This window comes from Pirellulaceae bacterium (assembly GCA_019636385.1).
Lineage (GTDB): Bacteria > Planctomycetota > Planctomycetia > Pirellulales > Pirellulaceae > Aureliella.
On record JAHBXT010000001.1, the window covers coordinates 1,049,683 to 1,073,086 of the forward strand.

General features: G+C 55.2%; 20 protein-coding genes. 18 read left to right on the plus strand and 2 right to left on the minus strand.

Annotated elements, in window-relative coordinates:
* Positions 1-68: 68 nt before the first annotated feature.
* Positions 69-341: a 30S ribosomal protein S20 gene (gene rpsT, locus KF752_04060; GenBank protein MBX3420711.1), complete on the minus strand. Its 273-nt coding sequence runs from the start codon at positions 339-341 to the stop codon at positions 69-71.
* An 84-nt stretch (positions 342-425) separates the two neighbouring features.
* On the opposite strand from rpsT, the gene cobA reads away from it, so the two are divergent.
* The 12 genes from cobA to KF752_04120 all read left to right on the plus strand — a co-directional run bounded on the left by cobA (position 426) and on the right by KF752_04120 (position 16,801).
* A complete protein-coding gene (cobA, locus tag KF752_04065; GenBank protein ID MBX3420712.1) occupies positions 426-2,066 on the plus strand; it encodes a uroporphyrinogen-III C-methyltransferase in 1,641 nt (546 codons plus the stop codon).
* 312 nt (positions 2,067-2,378) lie between these two features.
* On the plus strand, positions 2,379-3,086 hold the full coding sequence (locus KF752_04070; protein ID MBX3420713.1) for a cytochrome c3 family protein: 708 nt from the start codon (positions 2,379-2,381) through the stop codon (positions 3,084-3,086).
* 87 nt (positions 3,087-3,173) lie between these two features.
* Positions 3,174-6,506 carry a TAT-variant-translocated molybdopterin oxidoreductase gene (locus KF752_04075; GenBank protein ID MBX3420714.1) on the plus strand — a complete coding sequence of 1,111 codons (3,333 nt, stop codon included), beginning with the start codon at positions 3,174-3,176 and terminating at the stop codon, positions 6,504-6,506.
* A 76-nt stretch (positions 6,507-6,582) separates the two neighbouring features.
* Positions 6,583-8,004, plus strand: coding sequence for a polysulfide reductase NrfD (gene nrfD / locus KF752_04080; protein MBX3420715.1), 1,422 nt, complete (start codon positions 6,583-6,585; stop codon positions 8,002-8,004).
* 85 nt (positions 8,005-8,089) lie between these two features.
* Positions 8,090-9,613 carry a DUF3341 domain-containing protein gene (locus KF752_04085; GenBank protein MBX3420716.1) on the plus strand — a complete coding sequence of 508 codons (1,524 nt, stop codon included), beginning with the start codon at positions 8,090-8,092 and terminating at the stop codon, positions 9,611-9,613.
* 71 nt (positions 9,614-9,684) lie between these two features.
* Positions 9,685-10,908: a quinol:cytochrome C oxidoreductase gene (locus tag KF752_04090; GenBank protein ID MBX3420717.1), complete on the plus strand. Its 1,224-nt coding sequence runs from the start codon at positions 9,685-9,687 to the stop codon at positions 10,906-10,908.
* A gap of 55 nt (positions 10,909-10,963) precedes the next feature.
* On the plus strand, positions 10,964-11,284 hold the full coding sequence (locus tag KF752_04095; protein ID MBX3420718.1) for a hypothetical protein: 321 nt from the start codon (positions 10,964-10,966) through the stop codon (positions 11,282-11,284).
* 56 nt (positions 11,285-11,340) lie between these two features.
* Positions 11,341-12,270: an SCO family protein gene (locus tag KF752_04100; GenBank protein ID MBX3420719.1), complete on the plus strand. Its 930-nt coding sequence runs from the start codon at positions 11,341-11,343 to the stop codon at positions 12,268-12,270.
* Positions 12,271-12,357: 87 nt separating this feature from the next.
* A complete protein-coding gene (gene coxB, locus KF752_04105; protein MBX3420720.1) occupies positions 12,358-13,419 on the plus strand; it encodes a cytochrome c oxidase subunit II in 1,062 nt (353 codons plus the stop codon).
* 140 nt (positions 13,420-13,559) lie between these two features.
* A complete protein-coding gene (locus KF752_04110; protein ID MBX3420721.1) occupies positions 13,560-15,251 on the plus strand; it encodes a cbb3-type cytochrome c oxidase subunit I in 1,692 nt (563 codons plus the stop codon).
* Between the two features lie 14 nt (positions 15,252-15,265).
* On the plus strand, positions 15,266-16,351 hold the full coding sequence (locus KF752_04115) for a cytochrome c oxidase subunit 3 (protein MBX3420722.1): 1,086 nt from the start codon (positions 15,266-15,268) through the stop codon (positions 16,349-16,351).
* A 78-nt stretch (positions 16,352-16,429) separates the two neighbouring features.
* Positions 16,430-16,801 (plus strand): cytochrome C oxidase subunit IV family protein, encoded by a 372-nt coding sequence (locus tag KF752_04120; protein MBX3420723.1) that lies wholly within the window; start codon positions 16,430-16,432, stop codon positions 16,799-16,801.
* 99 nt (positions 16,802-16,900) lie between these two features.
* Here KF752_04120 and KF752_04125 read toward each other — a convergent pair whose 3' ends face one another.
* Entirely contained in the window at positions 16,901-18,031 is a 1,131-nt protein-coding gene (locus KF752_04125) for a terpene cyclase/mutase family protein (GenBank protein ID MBX3420724.1), read from the minus strand.
* Positions 18,032-18,218: 187 nt separating this feature from the next.
* Here KF752_04125 and KF752_04130 point away from each other — a divergent pair, with 187 nt between their 5' ends.
* The 6 genes from KF752_04130 (at position 18,219) to KF752_04155 (ending at position 23,182) form a co-directional block, all read left to right on the plus strand.
* Positions 18,219-18,968 carry a single-stranded DNA-binding protein gene (locus KF752_04130; protein MBX3420725.1) on the plus strand — a complete coding sequence of 250 codons (750 nt, stop codon included), beginning with the start codon at positions 18,219-18,221 and terminating at the stop codon, positions 18,966-18,968.
* A 7-nt stretch (positions 18,969-18,975) separates the two neighbouring features.
* Positions 18,976-20,094 carry a tRNA 2-thiouridine(34) synthase MnmA gene (gene mnmA / locus KF752_04135; GenBank protein ID MBX3420726.1) on the plus strand — a complete coding sequence of 373 codons (1,119 nt, stop codon included), beginning with the start codon at positions 18,976-18,978 and terminating at the stop codon, positions 20,092-20,094.
* Between the two features lie 279 nt (positions 20,095-20,373).
* Positions 20,374-21,354: a flotillin-like protein FloA gene (floA, locus tag KF752_04140; GenBank protein ID MBX3420727.1), complete on the plus strand. Its 981-nt coding sequence runs from the start codon at positions 20,374-20,376 to the stop codon at positions 21,352-21,354.
* Between the two features lie 32 nt (positions 21,355-21,386).
* Positions 21,387-22,205, plus strand: coding sequence for an alpha/beta fold hydrolase (locus KF752_04145; GenBank protein MBX3420728.1), 819 nt, complete (start codon positions 21,387-21,389; stop codon positions 22,203-22,205).
* Positions 22,206-22,410: 205 nt separating this feature from the next.
* The gene (locus KF752_04150; GenBank protein ID MBX3420729.1) at positions 22,411-22,704 is read left to right on the plus strand and encodes a hypothetical protein; all 294 of its coding nucleotides are present in this window, start codon (positions 22,411-22,413) and stop codon (positions 22,702-22,704) included.
* A gap of 43 nt (positions 22,705-22,747) precedes the next feature.
* The gene (locus KF752_04155) at positions 22,748-23,182 is read left to right on the plus strand and encodes a hypothetical protein (protein MBX3420730.1); all 435 of its coding nucleotides are present in this window, start codon (positions 22,748-22,750) and stop codon (positions 23,180-23,182) included.
* Positions 23,183-23,404: the final 222 nt, after the last annotated feature.

Sequence of the window (23,404 nt, forward strand, 5' to 3'; positions counted from 1 at the left end):
CTAAGTTGGAGATGCCTACGATGACTGCAGAGAAAACGCCGTCGGCCCTAGGATGCCTGTTGTGCGCCCTAGGATGCCTGTTGTGCGTTGCGCACGAGGTGCGAGATGCGGCTCTTGAGGCGGCTGGCTTTGTTGGCGTGGATGACGCCTTTGGCGGCAGCCTTGTCTAGCAGCCGCGCGGTTTGCTGACGACGCTGTTGGGCTTGCTCCAATTGATTATTGGCTACGTCTTCACGCAACTTGCGCAATGCAGTTCTTAAGCTGGATTTGACGGCGCGATTGCGATCACGATTTACTAAGCTCTGTCGCAGTCGTTTCTTGGCACTCTCGGTATTTGGCATCGTCTGTTTCTCGTCGGCATGCATTCCGCAAGCAAGTCCCCCATGGGTACGTCAATGGCTCGCAGAAAGCGTTAGAATGTCACTATGATGCCGCAGCCCAACGATTCTGTCCAGCCTTATTTACCAGACGATTCAGGGGAATTCGCTCCCAACCAGCTCGAAGAGCCGACTCATGCCCAGCCGCAAGCAGCGGTTGGCCGGGGGCGAGTGTACCTGGTTGGGGCTGGCCCAGGCGATCCGGGCCTGCTGACGGTACGGGGTTTGGAGTGCCTGCGCAGGGCCGACGTGGTTCTGTACGACGGATTGGCCAATCCGGCGCTGCTGGACTGTGCCGCCCAAGCTCAGCTGGTGTGTGTCGGCAAGCATGGTCAACAGGCGATCTGGGAACAGACTACGATCAACGGGCGGATGGTCGAGCTGGCTGAGCAGGGAAAAACCGTCGTCAGACTCAAGGGTGGCGATCCAGGCGTATTTGCTCGAACGGCAGAAGAGCTGGAGGCGTTAGTCCAGCACGGCATCGAATTTGAAGTCGTTCCAGGAATCACCGCAGCCCTGGCCGTAGCTAGCTTTGCCGGTATCCCGCTGACTCACCGCGACCATGCATCGGCCTTGGCGCTAGTAACCGGCCAACAACAGGCTGGTGCCGATGAGTCGCTGGACTGGCAGGCGCTGGCTAAATTCCCGGGGACACTGGCCATCTATATGGGAGTCACCACGGCTAGCCAGTGGACCGAAGAGTTGCTGGCTGCGGGCAAGCCGCCCGATACTCCAGCGGCCATTGTTAGACGCTGCTCGTGGAGCGATCAACGGATTATTCGCTGCCGCCTGGATGAGGTAGCCAAGCAGTTGACTCCGGCCAGTCGCCTGCGACCGCCGGTGCTAGTGATTGTGGGCACGGTTGCCCAACTGGGCAGCCAGTGGAATTGGTTTGCCAATCGCCCGCTGTCCGGTTGCGGCGTCTGGTTGCCACGAGCCGCGCATCAATCGGACCAACTGGCTCAGTCACTGACCGATCTGGGAGCCCGCGTGATTTGCAGCCCGGTACTGCGCATTGTCCGGCCGGATGATCTGTCTGAGCTTTCCCGAGCCGTTGGGTTGTTGAAGCAGCAGGCGATCGGCGGAATTACGTTTTCCAGTAGCAACGGCGTTGACGGCCTGATGCAGTTTATCCTCTCGCAAGGGCTGGATGCGCGGCTGTTGGCGCAGGTTCGATTGGCGGCGGTTGGTCCGGCCACGGCACAGCGGTTGGAAAAGTATGGACTGCGGGCTGATGTGGTTCCCGTCAGCGATTTTAACGCTCAGGGGTTGGTCGAAACTCTAGGGGGCTCGGTGGCAGGCCAGCGTTGGTTAGTCACGACAACCAACAATAGCCGCGAAACACTGCCTCAGGGCTTGCAGCGGGCGGGCGCTCAGGTAACCGAGTGCTTGACGTATTGCAGCCAGAGCATAGATCAGCCCAGTGCTGAGCTGGCCGCAGGCCTGGCGGCAAGGCAGGTTCAGTATGCGGTAATTACCAGCAGTCTAATCGCCCAGCTTGCTTATAACCTACTGGGGGAGCGGACCCAGAGAGTCCTGCCGATAGCTCTGGGTGGGGCTGTGGGCGAGACCCTAAACAAATTGGGCTGGCCAGCGGCCGCCACCAGCTCGGCCAACACCGCAGAATCCGTAGCTATGGCAGTCAGTGATTTAAACGACAGTCTACGAGATCGCTCACAGACTACCTAGTCATCGCAAGTTCGCGGCACGGGGCGTATCGCGAAATTTTTGCGGCTCAAAAGCCAACGGTTCGTATGCGACCTTATGTCGCGTCCCGAGTTCGTGGGGCTGCTATTAACAAAACGTCGATGTATCGGCATATTTACCGGCTCGCGCGGACTGCGCTGAGCCCATTGTATCGAATGTGGCCCGGGGAGGGTGTTCGTTTCGATGCACTTGGCAATGCGTTGGGTCATGCTAAAACCAGAATCTTCGAAGAGTTTGGCGCGCGAAAATGGCTTGTCCAATGTGCTTATCATTCTGTGCTAGATCGACAGGATTATGACTCGATTTTTGTTTCCACGCTGGACTAATAGATTTTTGCCAGTACTTGGACTGCTGCTGTTAGCTGGCGGTGGCTATGCCGGTACGCTGTTCCTGGCTGCGACGGATGACACTACGCTGAATCCAGGATACCAGCCGACTCAGCCGGTGCCATTTAGCCACAAAATACACGCTGGCGATTTGAAGATGGACTGTCGCTACTGTCACATCGGTGTCGACAAGGCTGCGGCAGCGTCGATTCCGCCGACAGCCACTTGCATCAATTGTCACAGCCCTGAGATCGATGGCCAGCCGCCGAAGTATTCATCGGTTCGCCAAGACAGCGCCAAGTTGCGCGCGGTCCATGAAAGTTGGAAATCAGGTGATGCATCCGTGCCGTGGGTGCGCATTCACCGTCTGCCTGATTTTGTGTTCTTCAATCACGCGGCTCACGTCAATCGTGGAGTAAGTTGCGTCGAATGCCACGGTCGCATTGACACGATGGACAAGGTCTATCAAGCCAAGGAGCTATCGATGGCTTGGTGCATCGAGTGCCACAACAATCCGGCTCCTCGTTTGCGACCGCTGGATCAAATTACCAATTTGAGTTGGGAGCCGCCCGAGGGGAAGACTCGCGAGGAAGTTGGCAGCGAAATGTTGGCTCAATTTGAACAAGCAGGCAACGGAGTTCACCCCAAAACCAACTGTGCTGTCTGCCACCGTTAGTTTTTCAGTAACCGCAAGTCGCAAGTTAATTTTCAATCTGAACCGGCCAAGTGATATTGGCCCGCTGTGATTCGAGCAAATTCAACCATGCAGTCCAAGCTTCCTATTACCACGGCCGACCACGCCTCGGACTCTCCGGTTTCGACCTGTTTGCCGCCGAGCCAACCCCTGACGGCTCGCCAGCAGCGCTCGCAGGGCTACTGGCGAAGCATGAACGAGCTGGATCAAACGCCGGAATTCCGTCAGTACCTGGAGCGTGAATTTCCGCAGGCCGCTTCCGAGTTCCCATCGGGTGTTTCGCGCCGGCGGTGGTTGCAATTGATGAGTGCATCGATCGCGCTGAGCGGCGCTGCCGGCTGTCGCTATGGACCAGAGCGTATCGCACCGTTTGTGATTCGCCCTGACAACACGTTGGCCGGTGTGCCTAAGCTGTACGCTACCAGCTTTGAGCTGGCCGGTCGCGCAGTAAACTTGTTGGTCACCAATCGCGATGGTCGACCAATCAAGGTTGAGGGCAATCCAGAGCATCCGCTGATGCGGGCCACCGAGCCGAATCCGATTGAGGGTAAGCCGCGTTTCAAGAGCGCTGGCACCGATGTGTTTTCTCAAGCCTGTGTGCTGAGCTTGTACGACGACGATCGGGCTCATCGAGTCGCCCGGCGCTCGGCAGGTGAATTGGTCGATGCTAGTTGGCAAGAGTTCACCGACTACGCTCGCAGCCAGTGGGAATCTCACAAGGCATCGCAGGGTCAGTCCTTGGCGATATTGATGTCGCCTTCTCTGTCACCCAGCGTCAATCGCTTGGTCGGACAAATCGCGCAAGCGCTGCCCAAGGCAACCATTGCCCAGTACAAGTCGATCGACGATTCAGCCCAGCGGGCAGCGGCCAGTCAGGCCACCGGCAAGCCATCGGAGCTGTTGTTGGATTTGTCTGGGGCGCGCGTGATTTGCTGCCTGGATAGCGATCCGTTGGGCAACGATCCGAATATGCTGGTCTATTCGCGGCAATATTCGTTGGGTCGCACACCGGATCCTGCCACGATGAATCGCTTGTACAGCGTCGAAGCACGCTACACGGTGACCGGTTCGTCGGCGGATTCTCGGTTGCCGATTCGCAGCTCGCAGATTGGTGCATTCTTGGTCGAACTGGATAAGGCTGTGGATGCACAGCTGAGTGGTCAGGCTCCGGCTGCACCGGCCAGCGAGCAGCCGTTAGACCAGGTACCGATCACTGAGCAGCTTCAGCGCATGATTGCCGCCATGGCAGAGGACTTGGTCAAGCATCAGGGTGCAGGCGTAGTGTATGTCGGAGCGTATCAGCCGCTGGATGTTCAGTTATTGGCACTGCGCCTGAATCAAAAGCTTGGAAACATCGGCAAGACCGTCAAGTTTATTGCTGATCGCAGTGCAATCGTCGGTGTAACACCCATTGGCCTAGACGACTTGGTCGAGAAGCTGGGGCGTTCGGTAAGCTCGGTTTGGATTCTCGGAGACAACCCGGTCTACACGGCTCCGGCTCATGTGGGGCTGGATAAGGCACTGGCCGAAATGGAGCATGTGGTTTACCTGGCAGACTATGAAGATGAAACAGCCAAGGTTTCCAGCTGGTCTCTGCCGTTGGCACATCCGCTGGAGAGCTGGGGGGACGTGCTGAGCGTCGATGGTGCGTACGGCGTCTGCCAGCCTCAGATTCTTCCATTAATGGAAGGCAAGAGCACCGTTGAGTTGCTGTCGTTGCTGATGGGCCAGCCGGCTGAAGGCAACGGTCTAGTGCGGGCGACGGCAGATCAATTTGCTGGTTCGCCGCTATCCGCCTCGGCTTGGCACAGCGTATTGCATGATGGCTATCTGAAGGGTTCAGCTCTGGAGCTGAGCGGCGACAGCTTTGGCGGCCCGCTGCCCACCGGCGAGCTGGATCTGGAGAAGATCGAAAATGGCAGCTTGGAATTGATTCTCTGTGAAAGTGACTCGCTGTATGACGGTCGCTTTGCGAAAAATGTTTGGCTCCAGGAGCTGCCGCAGGCAATCACAAAACTGGTCTGGGACAATGCGGCGCTAGTCAGTCCCAAAATGGCCAAGAAGTTTGGGCTCGATCAAAGCGACAAGACACCGACCGAGATCGTGCGTATTAAAGTCGACGGTCAACAGCTTGAGTTGCCAGTGTTCATCATGCCTGGATTGGCCGACGGTGTGATTGTGACTCAGTTGGGTTACGGTCGCGTTTGTCGCGACGAGGCGGTCAGCAGCGATCGACAGGTCCAGATTGGTCAAGATGTCAGCAAGGTGCGGCGTCTGGACAAGATGCACATCGTCACCGGCGTTGAAGTCAGCGACACGTCCAAGCCGTACAAGCTGGCGACGACTCAGGATCACTTCGCGATCGACTCAATTGGTCGGGACGGCATCGCCGAGCGAATTGGTTGGTTAGTACGCGAAGGAACGTTGGAGCAGATTACCGAAGGCGGTAAGGATTTTGTCGAGCACGAAGGCGTGCATCATCCACCGCTGAAATCTCTGTGGGAACAAGAGCCCATGGAGAAGTACAGTCAAGACCCGACGGTGCCTTATCAATGGGGCATGACGATCGACTTAAACAAGTGTACCGGTTGCAGTTCGTGTGTTATCGCCTGCCAGGCAGAAAACAACGTCCCTGTTGTGGGCAAGGAACAGGTGCTGCGTGGCCGCGAGATGCACTGGTTGCGCATCGACCGATACTTCCGAGGCACTGAAACTTCGCCGCAGATGATCCAACAGCCTGTGGCATGTGCGCACTGCGAAACGGCTCCATGCGAGCAGGTCTGTCCGGTAGCGGCTACCGTACACACCGAAGAGGGCATCAACGCGATGGCCTATAATCGTTGCGTTGGCACACGTTACTGTGCCAACAATTGCCCATACAAAGTGCGACGCTTCAACTACTTCAACTATCAGACCGAATACGGTTATTTTTATGGCTGGCAGCAGCAGGGCAAGCTGGAAGAGGCTAGTCGCAAGCTCCAGCAGCTTGTGTTGAATCCAGAAGTCAGCGTGCGCGGTCGCGGGGTTATGGAAAAATGCACCTACTGCATCCAGCGCGTGCAAAACGTCAAGATTCAGGCACGCACCGAAGGCCGCTCCATCGAAGACGGCGAATTGCAAACCGCTTGCCAGACGGCCTGCCCGACCCAGGCCATTGTGTTTGGCAACATCAAGGACGCCGACAGTCAGGTTTCCAAGAATTACAACGACCCGCGAACGTACGCCATGTTGTCCGAGCTGAACATCAAGCCACGAACGCAGTACATGGCGCGTGTCCGCAATACGCATCCGCGACTAAAGGCCTCGTACCAACTCAAAGAAGCACACCATGGCGATCATGGCCATGGCGCTCACGACCATGCTGGAGATCACGGCGATCATCAGCAGGACCACGATCATTAGCAATCAGCACAGTGTTAACGTTAACTAGCAAGTGTTAACTAACAAGTTCCCAATTTGAACTGAACCGATACAGCTCATGGCCAGCATAACCACTGCGAATATCGACAATACGATTGACACACCGGGCCGGCGGACACCGCTGATTACCGGCGGACACAATTACGCTGCCATTACGCGGATGATTTCGCGGATTAGCGAAGAGCCGCAGCCGATCCTGTGGTGGCTGTGCATGGCGGTTTCCTTTCCGCTGATGCTGCTATTCGTAGCGTTGATTGGTCACCTGCTGTTGACCGGTGTCGGCGTGTGGGGCAACATGTCTCCCGTGTTTTGGGGCTGGCCCATTATCAACTTCGTATTCTGGGTGGGTATTGGACACGCCGGAACGTTGATTTCCGCCATTTTGTTTCTGTTTCGTCAAAATTGGCGAACCAGCATCAACCGCTCGGCGGAAGCCATGACGATCTTTGCGGTGATTTGCGCCGGAACGTTTCCGGGTATTCACGTCGGTCGAGCCTGGTTGGCCTTTTGGCTGACGCCCTATCCCAGTTTGAATTTGTGGATGTGGCCTCAATTCCGCAGCCCGTTATTGTGGGACGTATTTGCGGTGGGCACGTATGCCTCGGTATCGTTGGTCTTCTGGTACATGGGGATGATTCCCGACTTGGCAACCTTCCGCGATCGCTCGCGGAACAAGTGGCGCAGGATGATCTACGGCATTCTCAGTCTAGGATGGAGCGGTTCGTCGCGTCACTGGCTCCGGTACGAAAAGGCTTACGCCATCTTGGCCGCGTTGGCCACGCCGCTGGTATTGTCGGTTCACTCGGTGGTGAGCTTTGACTTTGCCGTTTCACAACTGCCTGGTTGGCACACTACGATTTTCCCACCCTACTTCGTGGCCGGGGCTATTTTCAGCGGTTTCGGCATGGTGCTGACGCTGTTGATTCCGATGCGTTCGATCTACGGACTGAAGGATGTGATCACCCCGCGTCACTTGGAGAACATGTGCAAGATCATTTTAGCGACCGGTTCGATGGTCGGCTTGGCGTATACCACCGAGTTCTTTATTGCCTGGTATGGTCAGAACAAGTACGAATTGTTCACGTTCGTCAATCGCGCGTTTGGACCGTATGCCTGGGCTTATTGGACCATGTTCCTGTGCAACGTGATTTCACCTCAGTTGTTCTGGTTCCGAGCCTTCCGCACCAACACGCTATTGATGTGGATTGTGACAATCTTTGTGAACATCGGCATGTGGTTCGAGCGATTTGTGATTGTGGTAACGTCGCTCAGCCGCGACTTCCTGCCTTCCAGTTGGGGTTATTTCTCTCCGACGTGGGTCGATATCGGTATGTTGGTGGGTAGTTTTGGCTTGTTCTTTACGCTGTTCCTGCTGTTTTGCAGATTTTTGCCGGTGGTGGCCATTAGCGAAGTCAAAGGCGTGATCAGCCAACATGCACACGCCGAGCATCACTTGGCCGGCGGGCACGATCACCACTAGTACGTGGTCAAGTTGTTCATTCATTGCATTCCATAGTACGCCGATCAACAAACACTGAAGTTTACAAGATCCCAGGTTGCCAAATATGAGCGATCATAAGCCACAAAAAACTGTCAAACCGCCACGAGCCTTCGGGTGGATGGCCGAGTATGACGACGAAAATAAGATGCTGGAGGCGGCTCGCAAGGTGCGGGATGCTGGCTATACACGAACCGACGTATTTGCACCATTTCCGGTTCACGGTATCGACGAAGCGTTAGGCATCAAGCCGACCATTCTGCCGTGGTTCAGTCTGATTGCCGGTGCCACGGGTACCGGAGTGGCGCTGCTGATGCAGTGCTGGATGAACGCAGTGGATTATCCCTACATTATTTCCGGTAAGCCATTTATCAGCCTGCCCGCCTTCATACCGGTGACCTTTGAGTTGACCGTGCTATTTGCGGCGTTCACCACCGTCTTTGCAATGCTGGCGCTCAATGGCTTGCCGCGATTATCCAATCCGGTGTTTACCAATCCCAAGTTTGACCGCGCAACGGACGATCGCTTTTTCTTGTGGGTTGATGCTCGCGATAAGTATTTTAACAGCGACAGCGTCAAATCGCTGTTGCAGGCCACTGGGCCACTGGGCGTGGAAGAAGTCCGCGAAGACGACAGTTCCACCGAGATACCCAAAGGCCTGTACGGTATCATCGGTACGCTGATCCTGTTGACGATCATTCCGTTGACTGTGGTGTGGAACATTCGTTCGGTCCGTAGCGGCAGCCCCCGCTGGCACGTCTTTTTCGACATGGATTTTCAGCCCTTTCGCAAGGCTCAAAAGGAAACGACTCAGTTCGCTGACGGTCGTACCGAGCGACCGCCGGTTCCAGGAACAGTGGCGCGTGGTACTCAGTCAGGGGATGATCCCTATTTTCTAGGATATACCCCGGCCAATGACACGGCAGCTATTATGCCTTCGGTGAGCGGTATTCGGTTGGTAAGTGCGCAAGAGGAGTCGCCGGCGGCAGACAGTGCTCCTGCTAACACAGACGCGGAACCGGCAGACTCCGATGGTCAACCCGCTGCTGAATCGTCATCTGCAGCGGCACCAGAACCTGCCCAGTCCACCGCCCAACCACCTTCAACAGACCAATCTACTGGAGAGCTAGTGGCTGAGGATCCATCAGCCGGTAAATCCGAGGCTAGCCAGCAAGCGGCTGGTGGAACGGTGGCGACTGGTGCCGAACCGGATTACGCATGGTTGAGCAGCTTGCCTGAGCAGGTTCAGGCTGACGACCGGTTATTTGAATTAGGTCAGCGCAAGTTCAATCAAGTGTGTGCCGTCTGTCATGGCTATGCCGGCTATGGCAATGGCTTGGTCACGCAGCGCGCCGAGTCGATTGGCGCTACCTATTGGTTGCAACCCACCAGCGTACATGACCCGCGAGTTCAGCAACAACCGCTGGGCCGCGTTTACTACACGATCACGCACGGTAAAGGCAAGATGGCCGGATATAGCTCGTCGCTGAATGTTCAAGAGCGCTGGGCGGTGGCCGTATATGTCAAGTCGCTGCAGCGTAGCCAGAACGCGCAATCCGGCGATGTCCCCCCAGACACTGCTGGTCAGTAACGATGGGATAGCCCAAAGCGTGTATTAGAAACACAGTCCAAGCAATTAACCGTAGATGACTAGGTCGCAAGATGGCATCACATTCGATTCCTAACGATAACCTGACTCTGCCAGCCGATTGGCGTAGCAAGGCACCGGCCCTGAGTGCTGTGGGCGCAGTGCTGGTGTTGCTGAGCGTGTTTCTGTTCGTGACGATCTCCGACGGGGGATTGAAGGGATTTTTCCATTCTTACCTGACCAATTACATGTATTGCCTGACGTTTTGCCTGGCAGCTCTGTTCTTTGTGATGGTTCAACATTTGGTTCGCGCCGGATGGAGCGCAGCGGTCCGCCGCATTGCGGAGCTATACGCAGCTACCATTCCGTTGTGGGCACTGCTGTTCATCCCCATTCTGGCGACGGTGCTCATGGGTAGTGAATCGCTGTATTCCTGGAATAGAGGTGCGGGCCAGGGGCTGCCTGAGATTGTTGAGAACAAGTTGGCGTTCCTCAATTCCAAGTTTTTTGCGGTGCGGACGCTGGTGTACTTCCTAGTCTTTATCGCTGCGGCCCGGCTGTTTTTTGGTTCCAGTCGTCGTCAAGATGAGACCGGCGATGCAGGGATCACGTTAAGGCTTCAGAAGCTGGCGGCTCCAGGCATCATGCTGTTTTCACTGTCACTGAATTTTGCGGCCTTCGACTGGATGATGTCTACCGATCCAGCCTGGTTCAGCACGATCTATGGTGTCTACATTTTTGCGGCCGGCATGTTCAGCTTCTTTGCTGTGATGATTTTGACCTGTTATCTGTTGCAGCAGCGGGGTCGTGCCGAGCGGATCATTCGCATTGAGCACTATCATGATCTGGCTAAGTTCCAGTTTGGCTTCATCGTCTTTTGGTCGTACATCGCTTTTTCACAGTTCATGCTGTACTGGTACGGCAATATTCCGGAAGAGACTTTGTGGTACAGCCACCGCATGTCCGGGGGGTGGGAGTATGTCGGGCTGTTGCTGCTGGCGTTCCACTTCATCGTCCCCTTCCTGGCGTTCCTGCGGCGACGTCATCGCCGCTGGCCAGCTTGGTTGGCCGGCTGGGCTTGCCTGTTGCTGGTGGTGCATTGGTTGGATATGACATTTTTGATTATGCCCAACGTTGGCGCGCCGTCGCTGAGCATGATGATTGCGCACCTGGCAGGTTGGGCCGGTATGGTTTTGATTTTCGTAGGCTTGTTTTTATGGCGAGTCGGTGACACGCCGGTTGTGGCTGTCAATGACCCGTGGCTACCCGATTCGCTGGCGTACCAGAATTTGCCGTAACTTTTGGGCAGGCAGAAAAATTGGCTTAGAGACGCTATCACGCAAAGAATAGACAATGGCACGATACGACGATTTAGATACCAAGACGATCGCCATGAGCGCGGTATTGAGTTCCGTGATACTCGTGATTTTGTTGTTGGCTGGACGAGCACTATCGTATGCCTGGCAGCATTCGTACGAAGAGCAGGTGTCTGCCGGCGCGCGATACACCGCCGCTGAAAATGAGATCGCCGCCCAAAAGTCGAAGCTGAACGAAACTGGCCAGGTGCAAGTTGCAGGAGAAGAGGGCCAGCCACCCACGACCCGGCAGGTTGTCCCCGTCGATCGCGCCTACCAATTGCTACGTACCGAATTTGGGTCCAAGCCTAGTACCTAAACTGTGGCGGCCACTGTAGGAACCGTTTAAGCGAACTAATGTTGAGTCAACATCCAATGTCCCCCACGATTCGTACCACAACCGTGCGCTGCCTCGGCCGAGCTGTCGGCGTGGTGGTCGCTCTTCAGGTTAATGCCTGGTGCGGGATCGCCTTTGGACAGTCGATGCAGGATCAATCACCGCTTGGAGATGATTTGCCGGCCAACGCGGCCAATATCAAAGTGGAAGATCGCGTGGGCGATTTTCTGCCCCTGGAGCTGAGCTTCCGTGATGATCAGGGGCGCGCAGTTCGCTTGAGCCATTTCTTCGACAACGGCAAGCCCGTCGTGCTAACATTGAACTATAGCGATTGTCCAGGCTTGTGCATGGCACAACTGGAAAACATGGTCGAGACCCTGCGCACCAGCGATGCTGCCGGACTGGGAACCGATTATCAGATGATCAGCGTGAGCATCGATCCCCGTGAGGACTATCACAAGGCGGCCCGTACCAAAGCCAAATACACTGGACTGTTGCCTGGAACTCGGGCGGACGCAGGCTGGCATTTCTTGGTTGGCAATCAACCGGAAATCACTAGCTTGGCCAAAGCGCTGGGATATTATTACACCTACGATGCCGCCAACGATCGCTTTAACCACCCAGCAGTCACCTATTTTGTCAGTTCGCAAGGCAGAATCTGCCGCTATTTGGTGGACTTGGGCATCGAGCCCGATCAGTTTCGCCTAGCTGTGGGCGAAGCCGCCGAAGGCAAGTTGACCCGTAGCTTAGCTGACGTTTTTGTGCAATTTTGCTACTACTATGATCCACAAGCCAATCGTTATTCGGCCGACGCCCGTCGCGTGATGGCCTTGGGCGGAGCCGCCTTCGCAGTACTGCTGCTAGGCTGCACGGCCCCGTTTTGGTTTAGTTCGAAAAAAGAACCGACTTCGACCCCACAACACGTCTCGCAGGTCGGTGCCACCGACCCCACCAATCAACCGACCTAAAGGCGCGAATCCGGATTGCGGAGCGGCAGCCGGCGGCTGATCGCATGTGAACACGCTAACAATTTGATGATTTTTGAGCACCTTCCCATGAATCTTAATTTACTACCTACTCTGTTTGCTGAGCATCAGGGCAGTTTTTGGTTTGCTCCTGCGGGGTCAACTTTTGCGGAAGAAACCGACTGGCTCTTCATGGTTCTGCTGTACATTTCGGGCTTCTTCTTCGTGTTGGTTGTTGGAGCCATGGTATGGTTCGCCATCAAGTTTCGACGACGCGCGGGTTATCAAGGCGACTCCACCGCGCTGCACAACAATGCGCTGGAGATTTTTTGGACTATCGTTCCAACCATTATCGTGTGCTGGATATTCTACCGAGGGGTACAGGGTTACATGGACATGACGAACCCACCTCCAGAAACTGTTGACATTAATGTGACCGCCAGCAAATGGAACTGGTCGTTTACCTATCCCAATGGTGCGGAGAGCAACGAGCTACACTTGCCGGTTGACAAATCTATTCGCTTGCGAATGCGATCCAACGACGTACTGCACTGCTTCTACGTGCCCGCGTTTCGCACCAAGCAAGACGTCGTGCCCGGACGTTTGAATGTGCTGTGGTTCCACACGATACTGGAAGGTAAATTCAAACTATTCTGCGCTGAATACTGCGGAGACAACCACAGCGAGATGCTGGCGGATGTTCAGGTTCATTCACAGGAAGACTACGAAAAGAAGCTAGCTGAACTGAACAAGCATCCCGAAGCGCCCGTGGCTCACGGCGAGTGGCTGTATGAGCGCCGGGGCTGCAAAGGCTGCCATTCCCTTGAGCCCGGTAAGGTCGTCATCGGCCCTAGCTTTGCTGGATCATGGAACAAGCAGTTCAACAATATTGACGGTCAGAGCGTGACGTTCGACGAACAGTACTTCATCGAGTCGGTCGAATCGCCGCAAGCCAAGATGAAGCCGGAGTTTGCGAAGGCATCGCAGATGCCGTCCTACAAGGGACGACTCAAGCCCAAGGAGATCGACGCTCTTATAGCTATGATTCGAGCTCTGGAGGATGGACAGATTACAGACGAAGAACGCAATGCCCTACCACCGCCAGAAGAAGTTCCCCAAGATGGTGCTGCCCAAGCAACCGCAACCAAGTAGATTGTTCAACACTAAAACCTGAAAAATTAAACCCCGGATTCAACTGACACTGGACTTTTGGCGGTTCGCATGGTCGAACCCTGACTGAAGTGAACATTGGAATCGGGGAGTATCGAATAACGACAAACGAGGACCAGGCCATGAGTGCAAGTGCAACCGCGCAAACTCAAAGTGCAAGCGATAATTATTTGTATAACACCCGAGGCTTTTTGAGCTGGGCCTTAACGCTGGATCACAAGCGCATCGGGTTGATGTACTTGGTCGGCGTTATGTCTGCGTTCATGTTGGGCGGGTTTTTGGCTCTGATTTTGCGAGCCCATTTGACTTCGCCAAACATGTCGTTCTTAACCAACCAGCAGTACAACCAAGTGTTCACGCTGCACGGCGCGATCATGGTGTTCCTGTTTATCATTCCCAGCGTTCCGGCGGCTCTGGGCAACTTCTTAGTGCCCGTCATGTTGGGTGCCAAGGATGTGGCTTTTCCGCGACTAAATTTGTGCAGCTTTTACCTGTGGGTCACGGGTGCGATTTTCTTCTTGGTCGCTCTGTGCTCGACCGGATTGGACACCGGCTGGACCTTTTATACGCCCTACAGCAACGAGTCCAAAGGGCCGGTCGTCGCAGCCACGATGGGCGTGTTTATTCTGGGATTTAGCTCGATTTTTACCGGGCTGAACTTCATTGTGACCATCAATACCATGCGACCACCTGGAATGACCTGGTTCCGCATGCCGCTGTTTCTGTGGGCTACCTATTCGACATCGATTATCCAAGTGCTAGCGACGCCGGTGATCGGAATTACCGTGCTGTTGCTGGCCGCCGAGCGCGTGCTGGGCATTGGCATTTTCGATCCCAAGCTGAATGGCGATCCGGTCACGTTTCAGCACTTCTTCTGGTTCTATTCACACCCGGCGGTATACATCATGATTCTGCCGGGCATGGGAATTATTTCCGAGCTGATGAGCGTGCACAGTCACAAAGGCATCTTCGGCTATCGCTTTATCGCGTATAGCTCGGTGGCCATTGCCCTATTCGGATTCTTGGTATGGGGCCATCACATGTTCACATCAGGCATGGCCTCCGTGACCACGATCATCTTCAGCGCGTTGACATTTACGGTCTCTATTCCATCGGCCATCAAGGTCTTCAACTGGCTGGCTACGATGTACAAGGGGACCGTGCAGTTAAACACGCCCATGTGCTATGCGCTGAACTTTATCTTCTTGTTCACCATTGGTGGTCTTACCGGTCTGTGGCTGGGTGCTCTGTCAACCGACCGACCGCTGCACGACACCTACTTCGTGGTAGCCCACTTTCACTATGTAATGATGGGCGGCACGATGGTCGGCTTTTTAGGTGGTGTCTTCCACTGGTGGCCCAAAATGACCGGCAAGATGTTTAACGAATTTTGGGGACGCGTCTCATGTCTGATTGTGTTCGTTGGCTTTAACATGACCTTCCTACCGCAATTTGTCATGGGCAGTCGGGGCATGCCACGCCGCTATGCCAAGTATCTGGACGAATTCCAGGCATTCCATGAATGGTCGACGTATGGTGCATTCCTGCTGGGTTGTGGTCTGTTCATCGCGCTGGGAGTGCTGATTCATTCGTTGCTACGAGGCAAGCAGGCACCTGAAAATCCATGGGGTGGTGCGACCTTAGAATGGCAGTGCTCATCGCCACCGCCGTTCTATAACTTCCATAGCGCTCCCACCGTCAACGATCCTTACAACTACAAGCCGTTGGTGTACCACGGCGAAGCAGGCTGGGAATATGTGCATCCGCAAAGCCCAACTGTTCCGCAGAGCGACACCGAGAAAGTTCACACTTAGAAAACGCAATTCCCATGTCACACGATCATGCCGGCCAAGGACACGAACACCCTTCGTTTCTGGCTCACCATTTTGACGATCCGGAGCAGCAGTACGATTCTGGCAAGTTGGGAATCTGGCTGTTCTTGGTAACAGAAGTCCTATTCTTCAGCGGGATGTTTTGCGCGTATGCTCTGTACCGTTCGCGCAATCCAGAGGTATTCAGCTTTGCCAGCCAATTCCTGAATACCAAACTGGGTGCTTTCAACACTGGGGTGCTGCTGTTTAGTAGCTTGACGATGGCCTGGGGGGTACGCTGTTCCCAACTGCGCCAGCGCGGTGGACTGGTGCTGTGCTTGGCGATCACGCTGTGGTGTGCTTCGATTTTCTTGGGCGTCAAAGCGGTCGAATACACTCACAAATGGGACCTGGGCTTGCTACCGGCCAGCATGTACCACTCGCAATATGCCCAGCCTCACGCAGATCACGGATCGTGGCAGCCGATTGCCGCCGTCACGGGACAGGTTCCCATGGATTGGTTGACGACGTTGTGTGTCCTGCCCGGACTGATCACACTGGGCATAGCGGTCTGGGCAATGCGGTGTTTTCTGAAACAAGACCGGCGCTTGATCGAGATCTCCGGGTCGTTGTTGCTTACCGGCGTGGCCTTTTTTGGCGGTGTGGCCATTGGCAAAGGATTTGAAGAGGCCGAGGCCCACGCGGCAGAACACTCGCATGCTGATGAAGCTGCGCACGTCGAACATGCTGCGCCTCAGCATGATTCGCAAGACGGCCATTCCGCAATTGCACCGATCACTACCGGTCACTTGGTGGCTACTAGTAGTTCGCCGGCCAAGACCAACCTTGGCGATGCGACCATTGAAATGGTGGATCAGAAGGGTGGAGCCGGACTGTTCTTCAGTATCTATTACTGCATGACAGGGGTTCACGCGATCCACATCATCGGCGGTATGATCGTGTTGACATGGCTGCTGGTAAGAGCCACCAAAGATGTCTTCCACGAACAGTACTTCGGTCCGGTAGATTACGTGGGCTTATACTGGCACTTGGTGGACTTGATTTGGATTTACCTGTTCCCGCTGCTGTATCTGATCCGCTAGGCGAACGGCAGTTGAAGCGATCATCCTTATAACGCAACAACATTACTAAGAAATCATTTTTACTAAGAAATCATTGCGATGTCAGATCACGCCTCACCTTCTCACGGCCAGCATCACGGCTTTTCGCATCCTATGCCCGTGTGGCAGCTGATCGCGGTCTTTTTGGCCCTGATTGTGCTGACGTTCCTAACTGTGTTTCAGGCAACGCTTGAACTGGGCAATATTGAACTGATTGCCTCGTTGATCATCGCTACCATCAAAGCCAGTTTGGTCATCCTGTTCTTTATGCACATGATCCACGACAAGCCACTCAATGCGATCTTGTTCATTGGATCATTCATCTTCGTGGCTCTGTTCTTAGGTTTCACCCTCATGGATGCCGGGGCGTATAACGACGTGATTGAACAGGTCGTCGTCGCACCGGACATTCCGGCCAATCCCATGCAGTAGCCGCCTGCTTGGCTGCGGCGAGGCTAGCCAGATGTAGCTACGTTGGCCAGAACGTGGACCGAACTATGCTAGCCAGCACCGGCAACAGATAAGCTTCGATTACTTGCCAGCCGGTGGACATTGGGCCAAGGTCAGCAGGGCGTAGGCGGTGACTAGATTGGGATCGCCTTCCATCCAGCGCGACGTCGGATTGACCCAGCTACCATCTTTGGCCTGCAAGCTATACAGCTTGCTTCGCAACTGCGACTTCCAGTCGTGCTGGTGGCCTCGGTCGTCGGTTAGGACATCTTGTCCAACGGCAGCCAGCGCCTTAGCCATGGTTTGATAGTAGTAGAACAGACCTTGCTGCCCCATGCCGGGATTGCTGTCCACATCATAGTTTTTGCGCAAGAACTCGGTGGCTGCGCGGACTCGAGGATCATCGGCGGTCAGACCGGCGTAGATCATGCTCTTGAGTCCTGCGTAGGACATGGATCCATACGAGCGCAGGCCACCGTCAGGCAGCGGCTCGGCTTTGGATTCGCCGCCACCGGCCACTGTATAAAAAAAGCCACCGTCGTTCACCTTGGCTGCATGCGGCGAGTCGTTGTACTGCGATTCCAGATTTTGGCAGCGTGACACGAAAATCAGCGCCTTCTGGATGGCTTCATCATCAGGCCCGCGTCCCAGCGACGTCAGCGATTCGATCAGAAAGCTGGTGTTACTGAGATCGGGACGCGACTGGGAATCGTATCCGCCACCACCGTAAGCCATGTTGCTGGGCTGAATTCCTTCGTCTTCATCCCACTGTATGCCGCGCACGAATTTTTCCGCTCCGGCCAGCACGGAATCCAGTCGCCCATCGCGGTTGGCCTGATGATAGGCCATGATGGCGATGCAGGTTTCGTAGTTGCGGTGTCGGGATTGCGGCGCATAAATCCCGCCATCGGGCTGAATATTCGCATCCAGAAATTCAAAAGCCTGCTTGATCATCGGATCCTCCGGTGCCACGCCGACTGCCAATAAACCGCTAACCACCAGCGCGGTTGGGCCAACACCGGCCTGACCAGAGAACGAACCATCGCGCGCCTGACCACGGACCCGTAGGTACTGGATGCTGCGATCGATCATTTGCCGATATTGGCTAAGGGCCTGGTCGAACTGTACCGCAGGTGCGGCCGGCTGGGCCACCGCAGTCATCGGGCTGAGGCAGACGCCTAGCAAGGCGGCTCGGAGTGGTTTATGAAACATGAAGTCCTCGCTAATGTTTTGACTTCCCCGGTGAGGGCTAGCTTACAGTATGACCAGCGCCTACCGTCTGGTGGCAGTGGCTACCGGAGACATTATAGGCCGCTAGGGATGGAATCAGCTAGCTGCCGACCTGAGGCAGTTCCATTAGAATATGTGTCTTTGGGTGTTCCCCATGGTCAAAACGCTTATGATTAAGACAAAATCCAATCGCATTGGCGAGCAAGTATTGCTGGCGGCCGGGGAGCTCAGCCAAGCCTGTCAGGCCCTAGATTTTTCAGGCTGTGCGGCCTGGGTCTACAATCCGTTGCAATACGCTTGGCAGGCACACCAGCAGTACATCCTGAAGTATGCTCGACGAAGCTGCCAAGTTGTCTTTTTAGGGATGAATCCTGGTCCCTGGGGCATGGCACAAACTGGCGTTCCGTTTGGCGAAGTTGCCGCCGTGACCCACTGGCTGAAAATCGACGCCCCCATTTCCGCACCGGATTCGCAACATCCCAAGCGCCCGGTGCTGGGACTGAAGTGTCCTCGCAGCGAAGTATCCGGCAAACGCTTTTGGGGGCTGTTCTCACAGCGATTTGACTGTGCCGATGAATTTTTTCAACAGCACTTTGTAGCCAACTATTGCCCACTAGCGTTCATGGAACAGTCGGCACGTAATCTGACTCCGGACAAACTGCCTGCCACTTCCCAGGTGGCGCTGCAAGCCGTCTGCGATCGCCATTTGGCTAGGCTGCTGGATGTTCTGCAACCCCAGTGGCTGATCGGAGTTGGCGCATGGGCAGAAAGCTGCGGGCGGCGAGTGATCGCGGAGTACGGACTGAGTAAGATACAGGTGGGGCGCATACTGCATCCCAGCCCAGCCTCGCCATTGTCCAGTCGCGATTGGCCTGGGACCGCAACCAAACAGTTGCAAGCACTTGGAGTTTGGAGCTAACAACAGCATGTCCACTCGAGTCGTACTAGCCATGAGCGGCGGAGTAGACAGTTCGGCGGCTGCCTATCTGTTGTTGCAGCAGGGATACGACGTCGTCGGAGTGTTCATGCGTCACGGCGAGCAATCCGCGCAGGCCTGCCAGGTCGACAACGCGCCCAATCCGTTACTTCCCATATTGCAACAGCGCATGGACCACAAGCAGGGCTGTTGCAGCGCATCGGATGCCATGGACGCACGCCGCGTGGCGGATGCTCTGGGCATCCCGTTTTACGCGCTCGATTTGCAGGCCGAATTCTCGCGAATCGTAGATTACTTTGTTGATCAATATATCCAAGGCCGCACGCCGAACCCTTGCGTTCAGTGTAACAACTGGATCAAGTTCGGTCGGCTGTTTGACTATGCCGACAGCATCGATGCTCAGTTTGTTGCCACCGGACATTATGCGCAGCTTGGCGATTTCGACGGTGAACCCGCTTTGCTGCGCGGTGTAGACGAGAACAAGGATCAAAGTTATGTCCTGGCCGGCATTGATCGACATTACTTGCAGCGGATGATGTTGCCCATTGGCAGCTTCCACAAGCCGGAAATCCGGCGCTTGGCTGCGGCGGCTGGACTGCGCGTCGCTGACAAACGCGATAGTCAAGAGATTTGCTTTGTAACCAGCGGTCATCATGGCCAGTTCGTTCGCGCCCGAGCCGCTGGAAATCGCAGCGGTAATTTTGTAACTACCGATGGCCGCATCGTTGGCCGCCATGAGGGCATCGAATCCTATACGATTGGGCAGCGCAAGGGACTAGGCATCGCGCTGGGTGAGCCAATGTTTGTGGTCAACATCGACTCGACTACCAACGCTGTCATCTTGGGTCGCAAGCCGGAATTGGAGCGCACGACGCTCTCGGCCAGCGGAGCCAATTGGCTAATCGATCTCCCGCAGCAACCCTTCGATGCGCAAGTTCAAATCCGCTACAACAGCTCGTCTGTACCCGCGCGAGTTATTCCTCTGAATGCTGAACAATTCCAAGTCCAGTTCGCTCAGCCCGCTAGCGGAATTGCCCCAGGACAGCTCTGCGTCATTTATCAAGCCAACCGTGTTCTAGGCGGTGGCTGGATTGAAAATGCGAGCTGAGCTTCCCAGTGCTTCAATCCCGCATGGCTTGTCCAGCGGGGTATTGGGCTCCGTGCGAATCATGCGACAGAAGGGGAAATCTATACCGGAGCAAGCAATGAACAGGGAATTCTCGTTCACGGTCACCGGCCTTTGACGGTACCGCTCTACGGAGAAAGGTGGATATGTTATGATACGCGGAACGGGAATTTGGGCGATCTTGGTGGGGCGAGGCGAAATTGAACCAACGGATCGACTACTTAGTCCGGAATTCATTCCGTTACATAGGAGTTGCACATCATGTCACTGTTTGTTGGACAATCGAACCTGACCCCAGGCACGATCGCCATGTTCTTTGTGCTGGCGCTGGTTGCATTGTTTGCGCTGGCGACGATTATTTCGTTCTTGGCATTTGGCGCGATGTGGGTGCAGGCTTTCGCTGCTGGTGCGAAGGTCAGCATGCGCAGTCTGGTGGGCATGTACTTTCGACAGGTGCGAGCACCGATCATCGTCAACGCCAAGATCATGGCGGCTCAAGCGGGACTGGACATCTCGTCGCGAACCGGTATCACGACCCAGCGACTGGAAGCTCACTTTCTGGCCGGTGGCAATGTGATGAACATTATTCAAGCGATCATTGCGGCGCAACGAGCCAGCATCGACTTAGACTTTGACCGGGCCGCAGCCATCGACTTGGCTGGTCGCGATGTGCTGGATGCCGTCAAGACCAGCGTGCATCCCAAAGTAATCGACTGCCCCGACCCCAAGCGTAGCGGCAAGAACACGTTAAGCGCGATTTCCCGAGATGGCGTTGAATTGCGAGTCCGCGCCCGCGTGACGGTGCGCACCAATTTGCAACAGTTGATTGGTGGTGCGACGGAAGAGACGATCATCGCCCGTGTTGGCGAGAGCATCATTAGTTCGATTGGCTCGGCTGAATCACACCAGCGCGTTTTGGAGAATCCGGATGTGATCTCGCGCACCGTCTTACAGCGCGGCTTGGATGCGCAGACCGCTTTTCAGATTGTGTCGATCGATATCGCAGATATCGACGTCGGAGATAACATCGGTGCTCGATTGCGCGCCGACCAAGCTGAGGCAGACGTCCGAGTGGCACGGGCGATGGCTGAGCAACGCCGGGCCGAAGCTATCGCTACCGAACAAGAGAATCGCGCCTCAGTTGCTGAAAATCGAGCCAATCTGGTGTTGGCAGAAGCCGAGGTGCCGCGAGCCATGGCGGTGGCGTTTCAGAAGGGCAACCTAGGCACACACAGCAATTAGCTTCCTCTCCCAGATAGTTTGTGTAGACGACTATGAGCCATCTGAGGCGCAGCCAGCGAGTAAGCTTTGCGGGAGGGCTGGGATTCGAATTAGCGGGAATCGTCGATCAGCCGACTGAAGATCCGAAAGCGTTTGCTGTCTTCGCGCATTGTTTTACGTGTACGAAAGATATCAAGCTGATTGTGCGACTGAGTCGAGGATTGGCTGAACTGGGCTTTGGCGTGTTGCGTTACGATGCCACAGGACTGGGAAACAGTGCTGGCGATTTTTCGCAGACGAATTTCTCTACCAACTGCCTGGACTTGCTGGCCGCCATCGAGCATTTGAAACACCATTTTGCGGCACCTCAATTCTTGATAGGCCACAGTTTCGGCGGCGCAGCCTGCCTGGCGGTGGCTCAAGAAGCCTCCAGCGTTTGCGCTGTGGCTGCAATAGCTGCTCCCAGCGAGACGCCTCACTTGGCGCAGTGGTTGGAACGCAACTGCCCGGACATTATGCGCTTGGGTCGTGCCCCGGTAACAATTGGCGGAACTGAGCACATGATCGACCAACAGATGCTGGAGAATTTTCGAGCGATCACGCTGCCCGACTTGCTACGTCGGTTGAGCAAGCCGGTGATGCTGCTGCACAGCCCTGACGATGAAACTCTGGGATACGAGCATGTCCTGCGGATTTTTCGGATGCTGACGATCCGTAGCGCGGACGATGCTCCGCCGTGTCCCACCAGTTTAATCTGCCTAGCTGGAGCTGATCATTTATTGACTCGTCAACCGGCCGACCTGGCTTTTGTCACACACACCCTGGCTGCTTGGTTTGACCGACAGTTGGTGGATATCAATCGTTCGCAGTAGATCCTGGCGAGTGACCCCACGGACGAAATAGCTCATAGGGATTGATTGTAGCGGCCCTACGATCGCTGCAACTTCTGCTAACCGAACTGTCAAGAACTTCTTAAGCTAGCAAACCAGTTCCGTTCGATACTAGGGCAGAGTGGTATGCCGCGCAGGGCGCTGGCGAAAACTGCGGTGGAATTATTTCGAGGCAGGAATTCCGACAATGGACTTTGATCGCAACCGTTACTTCATGGTCGGCATCTTGGTATTCCTGTTGGGAATGCAATTCCGCATGGTGGAATCTTTTGTTCTCAACGAAACCAGCACACGAGCGTTGGCTAGAATCGCCAAGGACACTCAACTGGCCAATACCGGCTATGGCACTCAGATGTATATGAACATGCATCCATCACCAATGAAGACCGTTAAACCACCTGCCTGGTTAGGCTGGGCGATGCTGACGGTTGGCGGAGTAATATGCCTGCACGCGATGGTTCTTCCCAAGGCAAGGCATTGAGACGCCATAGAATACTTGGTGCCTTGCAGCAGCGGAAAATATCATGTCATACAACGCAGCCAGCCCTGGCATGAAACATTTATCAAGCCTACGAAGCCGGCATATGTCTGGCAAACTGCTCCTAGCCTTTGGCGTGTCACTGAGCGCTTCTTATTACTTGTCTGCCAGCGACAGTTCCTCTGCACAACCATCCAAAGAAGTTCTCGCGACGCCCGCCGGCGCGGGGGAACTTGCTCGTGAGGGCTCACGCTTGAAGAATTCAGGCGTGATCTGTTTTGCCACGGGTGGACGCTTATCGGTTAAAGTGGCTGACCGGCAGCACAATCTTTTGGTGCTAGAAAACCTGGCCGCGCAGCGGATCTTGTCAGCGATTCTAGAAGACCCCAATGACCAGCACTGGGCGATCAGCGGCTTCATCACCGAGTTTCAAGGACGAAACTTCTTGTTTATCGAGCAGGCGGTGCGCCGGAAGAACTAGCGGGACTACTTAAGCAATTGCCTTGAGAACAATGGCCGGTCAGGTCGTTACAAGTAGACGTACCATCTGGAAGCTCAAGCCAACGACAGCTCAATGCGGCCAAACCCCAATCGGCCGCTAGAGTACTGGTCACACGGGAATGACGGCACCGTACCTGAGGCGGCCTAACCCCCGTCAGGCAGCCTGTCTCCACCATCCAAGGTTCCGAGGATACGTGCTCCC